This window comes from Rhizobium sp. BK538 (assembly GCF_014197575.1).
GTDB lineage: Bacteria > Pseudomonadota > Alphaproteobacteria > Rhizobiales > Rhizobiaceae > Rhizobium.
On record NZ_JACIFT010000010.1, the window covers coordinates 91,634 to 104,829 of the forward strand.

Annotated in this window: 15 protein-coding genes; 3 read left to right on the plus strand and 12 right to left on the minus strand. The window is 59.8% G+C overall.

Annotation, left to right across the window (positions count from 1 at the left end; genetic code table 11):
* The first annotated feature begins 26 nt into the window (after positions 1 to 26).
* The 3 genes from fliG to FHX09_RS14145 all read left to right on the plus strand — a co-directional run bounded on the left by fliG (position 27) and on the right by FHX09_RS14145 (position 2,720).
* Complete coding sequence (fliG, locus tag FHX09_RS14135) at positions 27 to 1,067, plus strand: flagellar motor switch protein FliG (protein WP_007796561.1); 1,041 nt, start codon at positions 27 to 29, stop codon at positions 1,065 to 1,067.
* A gap of 128 nt (positions 1,068 to 1,195) precedes the next feature.
* On the plus strand, positions 1,196 to 2,275 hold the full coding sequence (gene flhB / locus FHX09_RS14140; RefSeq protein ID WP_132588319.1) for a flagellar biosynthesis protein FlhB: 1,080 nt from the start codon (positions 1,196 to 1,198) through the stop codon (positions 2,273 to 2,275).
* A gap of 4 nt (positions 2,276 to 2,279) precedes the next feature.
* Positions 2,280 to 2,720 (plus strand): hypothetical protein, encoded by a 441-nt coding sequence (locus FHX09_RS14145; RefSeq protein ID WP_007796554.1) that lies wholly within the window; start codon positions 2,280 to 2,282, stop codon positions 2,718 to 2,720.
* 21 nt (positions 2,721 to 2,741) lie between these two features.
* Here the strand turns inward: FHX09_RS14145 and FHX09_RS14150 are convergent, their stop codons facing one another.
* The 12 genes from FHX09_RS14150 to FHX09_RS14205 form a co-directional block, all read right to left on the minus strand.
* Positions 2,742 to 3,488 (minus strand): helix-turn-helix transcriptional regulator, encoded by a 747-nt coding sequence (locus tag FHX09_RS14150; protein ID WP_007796551.1) that lies wholly within the window; start codon positions 3,486 to 3,488, stop codon positions 2,742 to 2,744.
* A gap of 12 nt (positions 3,489 to 3,500) precedes the next feature.
* A complete protein-coding gene (locus FHX09_RS14155; RefSeq protein ID WP_132588318.1) occupies positions 3,501 to 4,247 on the minus strand; it encodes a helix-turn-helix transcriptional regulator in 747 nt (248 codons plus the stop codon).
* Positions 4,248 to 4,624: 377 nt separating this feature from the next.
* Complete coding sequence (gene fliF, locus FHX09_RS14160; RefSeq protein WP_007796545.1) at positions 4,625 to 6,319, minus strand: flagellar basal-body MS-ring/collar protein FliF; 1,695 nt, start codon at positions 6,317 to 6,319, stop codon at positions 4,625 to 4,627.
* Positions 6,320 to 6,429: 110 nt separating this feature from the next.
* The gene (locus FHX09_RS14165) at positions 6,430 to 6,822 is read right to left on the minus strand and encodes a hypothetical protein (protein ID WP_007796543.1); all 393 of its coding nucleotides are present in this window, start codon (positions 6,820 to 6,822) and stop codon (positions 6,430 to 6,432) included.
* A 16-nt stretch (positions 6,823 to 6,838) separates the two neighbouring features.
* The gene (gene cheD / locus FHX09_RS14170; RefSeq protein WP_007796542.1) at positions 6,839 to 7,393 is read right to left on the minus strand and encodes a chemoreceptor glutamine deamidase CheD; all 555 of its coding nucleotides are present in this window, start codon (positions 7,391 to 7,393) and stop codon (positions 6,839 to 6,841) included.
* Positions 7,390 to 7,779, minus strand: a complete 390-nt coding sequence (locus tag FHX09_RS14175; RefSeq protein WP_007530058.1) for a response regulator — start codon at positions 7,777 to 7,779, stop codon at positions 7,390 to 7,392. The genes cheD and FHX09_RS14175 overlap by 4 nt, the downstream gene beginning before the upstream one ends.
* Positions 7,779 to 8,822 (minus strand): protein-glutamate O-methylesterase CheB, encoded by a 1,044-nt coding sequence (gene cheB, locus FHX09_RS14180; RefSeq protein ID WP_132588317.1) that lies wholly within the window; start codon positions 8,820 to 8,822, stop codon positions 7,779 to 7,781. The genes FHX09_RS14175 and cheB overlap by 1 nt, the downstream gene beginning before the upstream one ends.
* Positions 8,819 to 9,730 carry a protein-glutamate O-methyltransferase CheR gene (gene cheR / locus FHX09_RS14185; RefSeq protein ID WP_007796536.1) on the minus strand — a complete coding sequence of 304 codons (912 nt, stop codon included), beginning with the start codon at positions 9,728 to 9,730 and terminating at the stop codon, positions 8,819 to 8,821. Before cheR ends, cheB begins: the two co-directional genes overlap by 4 nt.
* Positions 9,727 to 10,194 carry a chemotaxis protein CheW gene (locus FHX09_RS14190; protein WP_132588316.1) on the minus strand — a complete coding sequence of 156 codons (468 nt, stop codon included), beginning with the start codon at positions 10,192 to 10,194 and terminating at the stop codon, positions 9,727 to 9,729. The genes cheR and FHX09_RS14190 overlap by 4 nt, the downstream gene beginning before the upstream one ends.
* A gap of 4 nt (positions 10,195 to 10,198) precedes the next feature.
* Positions 10,199 to 12,490: a chemotaxis protein CheA gene (locus tag FHX09_RS14195; protein ID WP_132588315.1), complete on the minus strand. Its 2,292-nt coding sequence runs from the start codon at positions 12,488 to 12,490 to the stop codon at positions 10,199 to 10,201.
* Positions 12,491 to 12,507: 17 nt separating this feature from the next.
* Positions 12,508 to 12,873: a chemotaxis response regulator CheY1 gene (cheY1, locus tag FHX09_RS14200; RefSeq protein ID WP_007530053.1), complete on the minus strand. Its 366-nt coding sequence runs from the start codon at positions 12,871 to 12,873 to the stop codon at positions 12,508 to 12,510.
* A complete protein-coding gene (locus FHX09_RS14205; protein ID WP_007796526.1) occupies positions 12,870 to 13,166 on the minus strand; it encodes an STAS domain-containing protein in 297 nt (98 codons plus the stop codon). Before FHX09_RS14205 ends, cheY1 begins: the two co-directional genes overlap by 4 nt.
* Positions 13,167 to 13,196: the final 30 nt, after the last annotated feature.

Below are 13,196 nucleotides of genomic sequence, written 5' to 3' on the forward strand. Positions count from 1 at the left end.
CGGTGCAGGGACGGAGAGGTTAGACCATGATGGACTTTGACGATTTCGGCGGCGCTCTTGCCGAGAAACCGTTGACCCAGGCTGAAAAGGCGGCGGCCGTTCTCCTCGCTATGGGGAAAGGGGTCGCCGGCAGGCTGCTGAAGTATTTCACGCAGGCCGAGCTGCAGACGATCATCGGCTCGGCGCAAACGCTACGCGCCATTCCGCCGGATGAACTGCTCGGACTTGTCGCCGAATTCGAGGATCTGTTCACCGAAGGCGCCGGTCTTATGGACAACGCCAAGGCGATCGAAAGCATCCTTGAAGAGGGCCTGACGCCTGACGAAGTCGACAGCCTCCTCGGCCGTCGCACGACCTTCCAGGCCTACGAGACGTCGATCTGGGACCGCCTCGGCGAAGGCGACCCGGCCTTCATCGGCAAGTTCCTCCTGCGCGAGCATCCGCAGACAGTTGCCTACATTCTCTCCATGATGCCCTCCTCGTTCGGCGCCAAGGTCCTGATGCAGATTCCGGACGGGCGCCGCGCGGACATCATGAACCGTACCGTCAATCTCAAGTCCGTCAGCCCCAAGGCCGCACAGATCATCGAGAAGCAGGTCATGACCCTGTTGGCCGAGATCGACGCCGAGAAGAATTCGATCGGCTCGACGAAGGTTGCAGAGTTGATGAACGAGATGGACAAGCCGCAGGTCGATACCCTGCTCACCTCGCTTGAATCGATCAGCCGCGAATCGGTCAACAAGGTCCGGCCGAAGATCTTCCTCTTCGACGACCTCATGCTCATGCCGCAGCGCAGCCGCGTGATGCTGCTGAACGATATCTCGTCCGACATCCTCACGATGGCATTGCGCGGCTCGGCGGCCGAAATGCGCGAGGCGGTGCTCGCCTCAATCAGCCCGCGCCAGCGCCGCATGATCGAATCGGATCTGCAGAGCGGAACAGTCGGCATCAATCCGCGCGAAATCGCGATCGCGCGGCGCGCCATTGCCCAGGAAGCGATTCGCCTGGCAAATTCCGGTCAGATCCAGCTCAAGGAAACCGAGGGCGAAGGTTCGGCTGCAGCCTGAGCCGCTGTTGTTGTGTACGAAGCGCCCTCTCCCTACCGCCGTGGTTGATCGCGGCGGCAAAAGGGAGATACCCTTCCAGAAAGGCCGCGCTCTGGCGCGGCCGTTTCTTTTGATGGAGGGCCTCGGCCTTGGCCGACGACGACAAGGACAGCAAAACAGAAGACCCGACAGCGAAAAAGAAAAGCGACGCTGCCGAGAAAGGCAATGTGCCGTTTTCGCGCGAGGTGCCGCTTTTTGCCACCGTGCTTGCCACGTTCGTCTACATCATCTTCTTCCTGCCGGAGGGACTCAGCAAGGTTGGCGAGGCGCTGAAGGACATTTTCGAACAGCCTGACCAATGGAAGCTCGAAACCGGACCTGACGCGCTTTCCCTGTTCGTTCACCTGGGCTGGGTCTCGGCAGCATTGCTTGCGCCGGCCTTCATCCTGTTCATGGTATTCGGCGTCGCCGCGTCCATCTCGCAAAACCTTCCGACGCCGGTGCTCGAACGTATCCGGCCGCAGTACTCGCGTATTTCGCTCGCCAAGGGATGGTCGCGGCTGTTCAGCCTGCCTGGCCTCGTCGAGTTCGGCAAATCGCTGACGAAGATCGTCATCGTCGGCGTCGTCATGTTCTTCGTGCTGAAGAGCGAATACTTCAACGCAATCGACGCGATGTTCTCCGATCCGCAGACGATCTTCACGCGCATGATGACGTCGATGCAGAAGATTACGATCGTTGTCCTGATCGCTACCGCTGTCGTGGCGATTGCCGATTTCTTTTGGACGCGCTATCACTGGTTCACCGAACTGAAGATGACGCGGCACGAAGTCAAGGAAGAAAACAAGCAGTCGCAGGGCGATCCTTTCGTCAAAAGCCGCCAGCGCTCGGTGATGCGCGACCGCGCCCGCCGCCGCATGATCGCCAACGTCGATCGCGCGACGCTCGTGATTGCCAACCCGACGCACTTTGCCGTCGCCCTACGCTACGTGCGAGAGGAGAACGATGCGCCTGTCGTCGTCGCCAAGGGTCAGGATCTAATTGCGTTGAAAATCAGACAGACCGCGGAAAGGAACGGCATTCCCGTTTTCGAAGACCCGCCTCTGGCGCGCTCCATGTTTGCGCAAGTCTCGGTCGATAGTGTCATACCGTCTGTATTCTATAAGGCAGTCGCGGAACTCATCCATCGGGTTTACGCGACGCAAGCCAAGAACAAACGGGTAAGATAGCCGAATGAAAAAATGCCCCTACTCTACCCAGCGTGAAAAAATCCTGGCTGAAGCAATCAGCCCGGTGGCCACGGAATTGCGGCTTCTGGACGCTTCGGACCTCATCTCTCTTCTGCGCTTCGAGTACTACGGCAATCTTTCCGATCTGGTATCGTCAGCCGCCGAGCTTTTCTTCCATCCCGGCACGGTCAATTTCGGCCATGGCGGCAGCTATACGTTGGAGTGGGGCGGCAAGCCGGAAGTGGTGATCGACCTCGAAATCAAGCCGCGCGACGTCACGATCTATGCGCAGCTGACGCTTGCCGAGGCGCACGCCGGCATTGAGATCAACCATATCGCCTTCCAGAATCCCTCGACGGATCCTGACGAAAACACCGCTTTCCTCGAGCAGAGCCTGCGCGACGCACGCTATAACGTCGAGCCATTGCGGGCATTGGCGGGCTAAAGCACGCTAGGCACCTTCCTGTCAGCTTATGTATCCAAGGCGAATCGCTTTTGCGATCGCCTGGATTCGGTTGACCGAATCCAGCTTGATCGTTGCCGAGCCAAGATAGGCGTTGACGGTATGCACGGAGAGGCCGAGCTTCTCCGCAATCTCTTCGCTGATGCGCCCGTCGCCGGCAAGCTGCAGGCAGGCAATCTCGCGTTCGCTGAGAGCTTCGGCCGCCGCCACACGGCGCTCGTCGAGCGAGAGCAGATCGATCATGACTTGGCAGGACCTCGCATGCAATTCGACAATCATGTCGCTCGCCGGCTCGAGATCATCGCCCGTGAAGACAACGAAGCCATTGCCCACGGCGCCAAGGCGCACCGGAAAGGCCATGCCGGAAAACGGAAGAAGGCCGTCCTTCAGTCGCGTCATGAAGGGAGCAATGCTTGCGGGCCGGGGAGCGGCGCGATCGAGCCCGCCGGCCCACACGACCGGAAGGAGCGACTTCTCGATATGATCAAGCAGCGCTTCGCCATGGGCGTCGATGAATGCCCGGCTGAAGCCACTGTTCGAAGAGCCCCAGTTCTCCAGCTCGCAAACCAGACGTTGCTTCGCCGGAACGCCTGCCCCACTGACACGGTAGACGGCGAAGTTCTGGGCATCGGCAAGCTTCTGCATGCCGATCAGGCGCGGGAACAGATCAGACCGACTCGCAACCTTATTGACCCGCACGCCGCGCATCATTTCCGAATTTCCCATCGACCGACCGGATGGCTGCCCCATAACGCCGTCCCCTTAGACGAGATTGTTCCTGACCGCGAATGCGATGGCCTCTGAACGAGTCTTCGTCGCCGTTTTTCGCATGACACTGGTGATGTAGTTGTTGATGGTATTGCGGGAGATGCCGAGGATCATCGCGATCTCGTCGCTCGTCTTGCCTTCGGCGATCCAGAAAAGGCACTCCAGTTCCCGATCGGTCAATTCGAAGTCCCGGTCAGCCTTGGTAGCGCCGCATTGCAGGAAGCTTGCAAAATACGCCGTCAAAAGCCCCACATCCCGCAACCGCTCCTGCGACAGAATGAACCCATCATCAAACAGGAACATCAGCACCAGGCGCGAACGGCCGATGTTGAACATCAGCGAACAGTATTGGCGGCTGGCGCCATCAGGCGCGTCCGCCGTATCCGGCAGGAGGGCGAAGTGCGGCTGGAAGAGCAGCATGCATTTTTCGAGTTCCGTCGCACGGGCGAAGCCGCCGACGAAGGCATGCGCCAGGTTGGTGACGAGATCGAACGGCCAGTCCGAGGAGACGACGAAGTCGAGGCCAGCCTCCTGCACCAGGTCTGCTCGCGCCAAGAGATAGTGCGACGCGCCAACATAGTCCGTCAGTGCGCGCAGCCCGGGTTGCAACCGTCCCGTGTTCGATATCTCGCAGAGTTGTGCGATCAGTTCGTCGCGTGAAGAGAGGTTTGTCGCTGCTATACCAACGAAGTTTGCCTTGTGCGTGTCGCTCTTGAGAGCCTGCAATATATGCATGTCCATTGGCAAAACCCCGCGGCTGTAAACCACCTACGACAGAAGCTTGATCCGCATGCTCCCGAACAAATTACGACCTCTCCGCGAATCATCCAAGATTACGATAGGTGGCACAATTCACCATCTCCGAGTTCTTGGGATTTACATTTTCTGCATTTCGTGCCCTGATTCGCGCACAAATTCCGCTTGTTAAGGAATTATTAAATTAAAGTGATTCGGGGAACTCTGACAATACGATTCGCGTAAAACGCGTGGTCATATCAGCCCTCTGTCAAGTTCTATCCTCAGAAATCTTCATGCCCGCATTCGAGCGATGGTAAAATATGACTGGATAGCTGTGCAGCGCATGGGCAAAAGAAAAAGGCCGGTTGCCCGGCCTTTCTTTATGCGGCGGCGTTGTCGACCGCCCATTTTCTAAGGATTTTCGCGGCGCGTTCCTCGTTGATCTCGACCATACGCGCCAATTTGCGTTCCGGGCCTTCCTTGACGCGACGATTGAAGTTGCCGTCGTCGTCGCCGAGGCTGAGCAGGTCCTCGGTGCTGTCGAAACCGAAGTCCGAACCGAAGCCATCCATGAGCGCACCACCGGTGCCCACGCCTCCTGCCGGAGCGAAATCCGGAAGTTCGAGACCCGCGCTTTCCGGCGAGGTGTCGCCGATGACCGCCGTACCATTGCCCGTTACGCTGCGGATCATCGGGCGGACGCCCATCCAGATCACCAGGAAAGCGACTGCGACGAAGGCGAGAGAGTTGATGATGCCCGCAAGGTTGCGGCTCAGCATATCCATGACCCGGACGCCGCTGCCGGTCTCCTCGAGAAGCTGGTTCTCCAGGAAGTCCATAGCCGTGACGGTCACGACATCGCCACGGTTGGCGCTGATGCCGGCAGCCGATGCCACGATCTTCTGCATCTCTGCGAGATAGGCGTCGACCTTCGCCTGATCCGCGGGCTCACCGACCATCTGGGCAATACGGCCCTTGTTGACGACGACGGCGATAGAGAGTTTTTCGATCTTGTAGCTATTGCGCGTCGTAGCAGTCGTCTTGCTGTTGATTTCGTAGTTGGTCTGTTCTTCTTTCTTGTCGGACTTGTCTTGCGATTCCGGACCGGTGGCGCCGCCGGAGTCGGGCGCTGCCTGCGGAATGTTCTGCTCGACGGTGGTCGCGTTGTCGGACTGCTTCTGCTGCGACTGAGAGGCTTCCTTCGTCGTCCGGATGGAGCGCTCGACCTTCGATTCCGGATCGTAGGTCGTTTCCTGGATCTGCTGGCTGTCGGTGTTCAGTTCGGCCGTAACGCTGGAGCGGAAGTTATCCATACCCAGGAAAGGTGCGAGCGCCTTGTCGATATTGGTTTCAACTTCGCCCTGGACGTTCTGAACGATGTTCAGCGAACGGTTCAGCGAACTGTTGCTGGCTTCGTCACCGGAAGCGAGCAGTTGCCCAGCCGAATCGAGGATCGTGACATCACCGACATCGAGGCCGGGAACGGCTGACGCAACAAGGTGGCGGATCGACGTTGCTGCATTCCGGCCGGCGGCAGCGCTTGCGCGGATCATGACGGACGCTGTCGGCTTCTGTTCGGCTTTGCGGAAGTTGCCGACCTCGGGCATGACGATGTGAACACGAGCAGCTGTGATGCCGGAGATCGACTGGATCGTGCGACCAATTTCACCTTCGAGCGCGCGAACCCGCGTGACTTCCTGCATGAATGAGGTTAGGCCGAGCGAGCCGACATTGTCGAAGAGTTCGTAGCCTGCATTGGCGCTGTTCGGGAGACCCCGCTCGGCGAGCAGGAGACGCGCCTTGCCGGTCGTGCCGGCGGGAACCGTAATGCTGGAGCCGTCGGTTCCGACCTGGAACCCAATATTCGCTTCGGCGAGTGCTATGCTGATCTGATTCAGATCAGGGGTATCAAGCCCGACATAAAGCGTTTCCTGGGCGGGTTTGTTGACCAAAAAGGCTGCCGCCAGGATCAGCGCGACTGAAACGACGCCCACGCCGGCCAGCGCCAGCAGGCGATTCCGCCCTAGCGAACTGAAGTTCTTAAAGATTTGAACTAATTGATTTAACAGATTCATTCTGTTCTCGCACGACCGTCACAGACAAAGCGGGCTTATTGCCTCATCTCGACGATAGATGCCGAAACTTGTGCGAGCGTTTCGTGGGGAGGTGCGGAGTAGAACCCGGATTAGAAGAAGTCGAAGTCTCCGGCTGCCTTCGCCAGAGGCTGAACGTTGCCATGATACATGGAGCCGCCTAGCGCCCGCTGCATTTCGCTGAGTTTCACCAGGCTCAATGCCGTCGCGACATCGACCGCCCAGTCCTGCGGGATTTCGCCGGTGATGGTGTCGATGAACTCTGCAAGACCGCGCGTCTTCTGCACGGCAAGATCGATTCCCTGCATGACCTTCATACTCTCCGGCGAGTTCAGCAGTTCGGCACCGCCCCCGACTTCGAGGAGCTGCGGCTCGATCCGCTCGATCAGATAGGCGACGTCATGCAATTCCGAGACGATACGCATCAGGACATCAGGCAGGGCTTCAGCGGGCGACGGCTGCTCTGTCATTGCATTCACAGTCATTAATAGGTCCTCGCCCTCAGAAGAATTCGATGCTGGTTTCGACAGGTTTCTGCGGAGCGGCCGGACGCTGCTCAAGCGCAACAGTTCTCTGCGTTTCCGCACCGGTGAGCGGATACTGTCGAGCCCGCCCGGAGACCGGCCAGTATTCGAGCTTGCGCCCGTGCTCACCACCAGTGCTGGAGCTGATGACGGGAATGCCTTCATCCTTCAGGAACTGCACAGCAAAGGCGGCGTTCTGTTCGCCGACATTCGAGAATGTCGAGATCGTCTTCGCTCCACCGAAGATCTTGGCCTCCAGGCGGTCGCGGCGCGCGCCCTGCTTCAGGAGGCCGTTGATCAGCAATTCCATCAGATGGACACCGTAACGCGTGGCGTCTCCGCCCGTCATCGGCGTGTTTCCTGTCCCCGGCAGGAGGAAATGATTCATTCCTCCAATGCCTGCCACGGGATCTCGCAGGCATGCAGCCACACACGATCCAAGGATGGTCGTCAGTACCGCATTCGGATCATTCAGGACCTTCCATTCGCCCTGGATGATATTAACGCGGCGGGCTGCTACGTCGAGATTCATTTCAATGCTCCAAATACGGCTTCGATCGCCGCCTTCATCTTCTCGATCGTGAAGGGCTTGGCGAGAACGTTGTTGGCGCCGAGCTGCGCCGCCTTTGTGACCAGCGCACGATCGCCCTGCGCCGTCAGGATGATGAAGGCCGCCTTCTTGGTCGCCGGGTTGGCGCGAACAGCCTGCAGGAAGCCGAGGCCATCCATCTTCGGCATATTGAAGTCGGAGATGACAAGATGATGCGGCTGCTGGGTCATGATCTTCAAGCCCTGCTCGCCATCGCCGGCAGCGGTGATCTGCTTGAAGCCGAGCTGGGTCAGCGCGTCGCTGAGCAGCAGTCGACTGGTGACCTGATCGTCGACGATCAGAACTTTGATTTTCTCTGCGATTGACATTAGTCTGTTCCTTCCTTTCGGGCGGCTGTCATTTTCAAGATTTCTTCGCCGATGCCATTCAGCGGCAACTGTTGTTCGACGGCACCGAGCTCGTAAGCAACCCTCGGCATGCCGTAGACCACGCTTGTCTTTTCGTTCTGACCGAGCGTGCGCGCGCCGGCATGGCGCATCTTCAATAGACCGGCGGCACCGTCACGTCCCATGCCGGTCAGAATCACGCCGACAGCATTGCGGCCAGCCAGTTCGGCAACCGAATCGAATAGCACATCAACGGACGGCCTGTGGCCGTTCACGGGATCACGTTCGATGAGGCGGCAACAAGGCGCATGGGCGTTGGCAACCTGCAGGTGGCGTTCGCCACCGGGTGCGAGGTAGATTCTGCCTATCTCCAGACGCGCGCCGTCGGTCGCTTCCTGCACGACCGGCGCACAGAGCCGGTTGAGGCGTTCGGCAAAGCTCTTGGTGAAGGTTGGCGGCATATGCTGCGTGATCACCGTCGGAGGGCAGTTCGCCGGGAATTTCTGAAGCACCGCAATCAACGCCTCGACGCCACCGGTCGACGAACCGATCGCAACGATCTTGCGGCCAACGCGGAAGTCGGCAACAGCAGGCGGCGGTGCAGCCGGTGCCGGCTGGGTGTATTGGCGCCGCTGCGAACGAGCGGCCGCCTTCACCTTTTCGGCAAGGTCGCCGAAAGGGCGTGCGTCGCCCGGAAGCGGCTTGCCGACACAGTCGAACGCGCCGATCTCAAGTGCCGCCAGCGAGGCATCGGCGCCGCGATGGGTCAGCGTCGAGACCATGATGACCGGCATCGGACGCAGCCGCATGATCTTCTCGAGAAAGTCGAGGCCGTTCATGTTCGGCATCTCGATATCGAGCGTCACAACGTCGGGATTGAGCTTCTTGATCGCCTCGCGCGCCTCGAGCGCGTCGCCTGCCTGGCCGATGACGCTAACCTCCGGATCGGCGCTCAGCACGGCAGTGATCAGGCCGCGCATCGTGGCAGAGTCGTCGACGACGAGAACTTTAGCTGGTGCGCTCATGCCTTCCTCCCCACGCCCTTGGTCGTGTAGCGGTAGGTGGTGATGCCGATGTTGTCGAAGACGTGCTTGGCGTCGCCGGAAACGCGCTCGGAATGGCCGATATAGAGATGACCGCCTTCCGGCAGCAATTCGGCAAAGCGTGACCAGATCTTCATCTGCGTCGGTTCGTCGAAGTAGATCACCACATTCCGACAGAAGATGACATCGAACTTGCCCTTGAACGGCCACTGCGCCATCAGGTTCAACTCATTGTAGGTGATCAGACGCTTGACGCGGTCATCGACCTGGAACTTGCGCCGTCCCTGGACCTCGACCTCGCTGAACCACTGCTTGCGCATGGCAGGCGAGACGGTTTCGAGGGCATTTTCGTCATACGCGCCGGCACGGGCGATCGCCAGAATCTTCGGATCGATATCGGTCGCCAGAATCTTGAAGTCGTAGTCGGCAACGTTCGGCATCATCGACAGAACGGTCAGCGCGATCGAATAGGGCTCCTGACCATCCGAGGAGGCTGCCGACCAGATGCGGACCCGGCCGCCCATCTTTGCACGATGCAGCAGGTCCGGCAGAACATGATCGCGCAGGTGCTCGAAGTGATGGTTCTCGCGGAAGAAGCGTGTGAAGTTCGTCGTCAGATGCGACAGCATTTCACGACGAGGGGCAGCACCTGCCGGCGACGAAACGAGCGCGCAATATTCGCGAAAGCCCGACAGGCCGAGATTGCGAATGTGCTTCGATAGACGCGAGTAGACGAGCGATGCCTTCGTCTCGTTCAGGTAGATCCCCGCATCCGAGTAGATCATCGCGGCAATTTCCATGAGGTCGCGGCGGGTCAGCGGGTATTCGCCGCTCGCCAGCACCTCGTCGGGGCTTCCCTGCCGCGTGTCTCTTGCACTCAGGACATTCATGCAGCTTCGCTTTCCGTCTCGGGGAAAATGGCTTCTAGTTCGAGCAGGCAGATCATGCGCTTGTCGATCGCCAGGATGCCGCGGGCGAACTGGCGCTGCAGTTCCGATGCGATCTCCGGTGTCGGCCGCACGTTGTCTTCGGTAACGGTCAGAATGTCGGACACAGCATCGACCAGCAGGCCGACGACCTTCCGGTGAACCTGCGCAACGATGATGACGTGGCGTTGCGTGGGCACCGCCGGCTTCATGCCGAGACGGGCGGATAGGTCGATGATCGGCAACACCGCACCGCGCAGGTTGATCACGCCCCTCATGTAGGATGGCGAGTGCGGCATCGCCGTTGCCGGCGTCCAACCGCGAATCTCGCGAACCGACATGATATTCACGCAAAACTCCTGATCCCCGACGCGGAACGCGATCAATTCGCGGTCCCCCTCGTGCAGATTTTTCACGGCGTACGACATAACCTTATCCCACCGCTGCCAGCGATACTTCCTGCTTCAATGCTTGGCCGCGGGATGCACCCACGACGGCATCGACGTCCAGGATGAGCGCGACACGGCCGTCACCGAGGATAGTTGCAGCAGCGATGCCCGGAACGTGCGTGTAGTTCGCTTCGAGGCTCTTGATGACGACTTGGCGCTGGCCCTGGATGGCATCGACCATGAGGGCGCGCTGACCGCCGCCTTCGGATTCGACGAGAAGCGCAACGCCTTCCACCGGATTGGCCTGGGTAGCACGGAAGTTCAGAATGCGACCGACATCGACCAGTGGGCAGAAGCTGTTGCGGATCGAGATCAGGCGGTGGCTGGCGCCGAAGGAGTGGATCGCGGAGGCTTCCGGCTGCAGCGTTTCGACGATCGCCGTCAGCGGCACGACCAGCGTCTGGCCAGCAACGGTGACGACCATGCCGTCGAGAACCGCAAGCGTCAGCGGCAAGCTCATGGTGAAGACGGAGCCCTGCCCCGGCCTGGAGGTGATGTTGATGCGGCCGCCGAGCGCCTGGATCGAGCGCTTGACGACGTCCATGCCGACGCCGCGGCCGGAAATGTCGGAGATCTTGTCTGCCGTGGAGAAGCCCGGCAGGAAGATCAGGTTGTCGATTTCCTCGTCCGTTAGGTTGGCATCGGCCGGAATCAGCTCGTTGGCGATCGCCTTCTGCTTCACCTTCTCGCGATTGATGCCTGCGCCATCGTCGGCAAGCTCGATAAGGATGCGACCCGAGCGGTGCTTTGCCGTTAGGCGAACCGTACCCTCGACATTCTTACCGTTGGCGGCCCGCTTCTCCGGCGTCTCAATGCCGTGGTCGACGGCGTTGCGGATCATGTGCGTCAGCGGCTCGGCCAGCTTGTCGATGACCGTCTTGTCAACTTCGGTGTTCTCGCCTTCGGTGATCAGGCGGATCGTCTTGCCGGTCATGTCGGCGATTTCGCGGACGATACGCGACATGCGCTGGAAGACCGGCTTTACCGGTTGCGCGCGGATCGCCATGACGGAGTCCTGGATCTCGCGGGTGAGCTGCTGCAGCTCTTCGAGGCCCATGTTGATCGAGGACGTCCCGGTCGTATCGTTTTCGATGACGCTCTGTGAGAGCATCGCCTGATTGATGACGAGCTCGCCGACGAGGTTGATGAGGCGGTCGACGCGGTCGAGATCGACGCGGATCGTCTGGCCGGCGCTTGCTGCAGCGGCATTGTTGTTCTGGGCGGCGGCAGCCGCGCTTGCAGCGGCGGCGGCAGCAGATTCCTTCTTCTCGACACGGGCAGCGGCGGCAGCCATCTGCGTGACGTTGGTAGCCGTCTCGGCGGCAGCAACGGCAGCGGCGGTATCGGATTTCGGCTGTGCGGCCGGCACTTCGGCAGCACCGTCATCGAGGATGGAGAGGTCGAAGGGAACCGGGATCATCGGCAATTCTTCGACCTCGGCGGCGGCGGCCTTTGCCTCGATAGGTGTGATCTGCAGATCGCAATCCCACTCGGCGAATTCGAAGACGGTACGGATCGCGTCTTCGCCCTTTTCCGTCTTGAGCGTCACGTTCCAGTAGAAATAGGCCGCTTCCGGATCGAGATCATCGAGACCGGGCAGCGCATCCATGTTGCAGTAGCAGCTCATCTCGCCGAGACGGGAGAGGTCACGCAGCAGCAGGGTCGCGTCATTGCCTTTGGAATAGAGGTCCGAACGCGGCTTGAACGTGATTTCGTAGGCAGGCAGATCGGAGCCGGCTTCTTCCTCGCCGCCAAAATCATCGAAAGAGAAGGGAATCGGCTGGAAGCCGCTATCGTCGGTCGGCTTCGGCGCCGGAGCAGCGGCAACAGGTGCGGCGACGGGCGCCAGCTTCGCAGCCGGGGCTTCCACGGCAGCAGACGGCGTCGGCAGCTCGCCGTTGGCGAGCGCTTCCAGTTCCTTCACCAGGCCGCGGCTGCGGCTCTCATCGACGCTGCCGCCGTCGCGGGCAGCGTTGGTCAGATCGGCCAAGACGTCTGCCGACTTCAGCATGACCTTCAGGACATCCTGTGTCGGCTCAAGCTTGTTGGAACGAACGCAATCAAGTGTGGTCTCGAAGACATGCGCGAAGGCGACGAGATCATCCAGACCAAAGGCGCCAGCGCCGCCCTTGATCGAATGGACAGCACGGAACACCGCGTTGACGGTTTCCGGATCGCGATCGCCATCATTCATTTTCAGAAGACCGGATTCCAGTTCGGCGAGCTGTTCCTCGCACTCCTGGAAAAAGATCTCTTTGATTTCGTTCATATCCATAGGCGAAAATCCTAGGTTTAAGCAGTTACGCGCTCAATGGCGTCGATCAGCTTGGCAGGGTCGAAAGGCTTGACGATCCAGCCGGTGGCACCGGCCTGGCGCGCGCGGTTCTTCTTTTCCGCATCGCTTTCGGTCGTCAGGACCAGAATTGGGATCGCACGATACTTGTCGTTGCGGCGTACGCCCTCGATGAAGCCGAAACCGTCAAGGCGCGGCATGTTGATGTCGGTGACGATGACATCAGGATTGGATTCTTCCAGGACCTCGAGGCCCTCGACGCCGTCTTCGGCCTGGATCGTCTCGAAGCCCGCGTTGTTGAGGGTCACGAGAAGCATGTTCCGAATGGTCCGTGAATCATCCACGGTAAGCACTTTTTTCTTCATTGCCGGATCTCCTTGGCGAGCAGATGGTGGATATCGACACCAATCAGCTGCATGGTTTTCTGAAATGCGTCCGAAACCTTGCTGAATGTGAAGGCGAGCTTGTCCTGGTCCCAGGTCTTTGCCGCGGCCATCAGGACCTGCGCGCTCAATGCACCGACGCGTTCGACTGCAGAGGCGTCGATGGCCAGCTCGTTGCCGCGCAACGAAGCAAGCTTGTCACGAAGCGAGGTCGCTTCGTTTAGATCAAGCACCGCTGACAGGTTCAGCGTCTTCCCAGTTTTCCTTGCCGCCATCAGCTCTTCCTTGTCTCCTGGTTCCCGCTC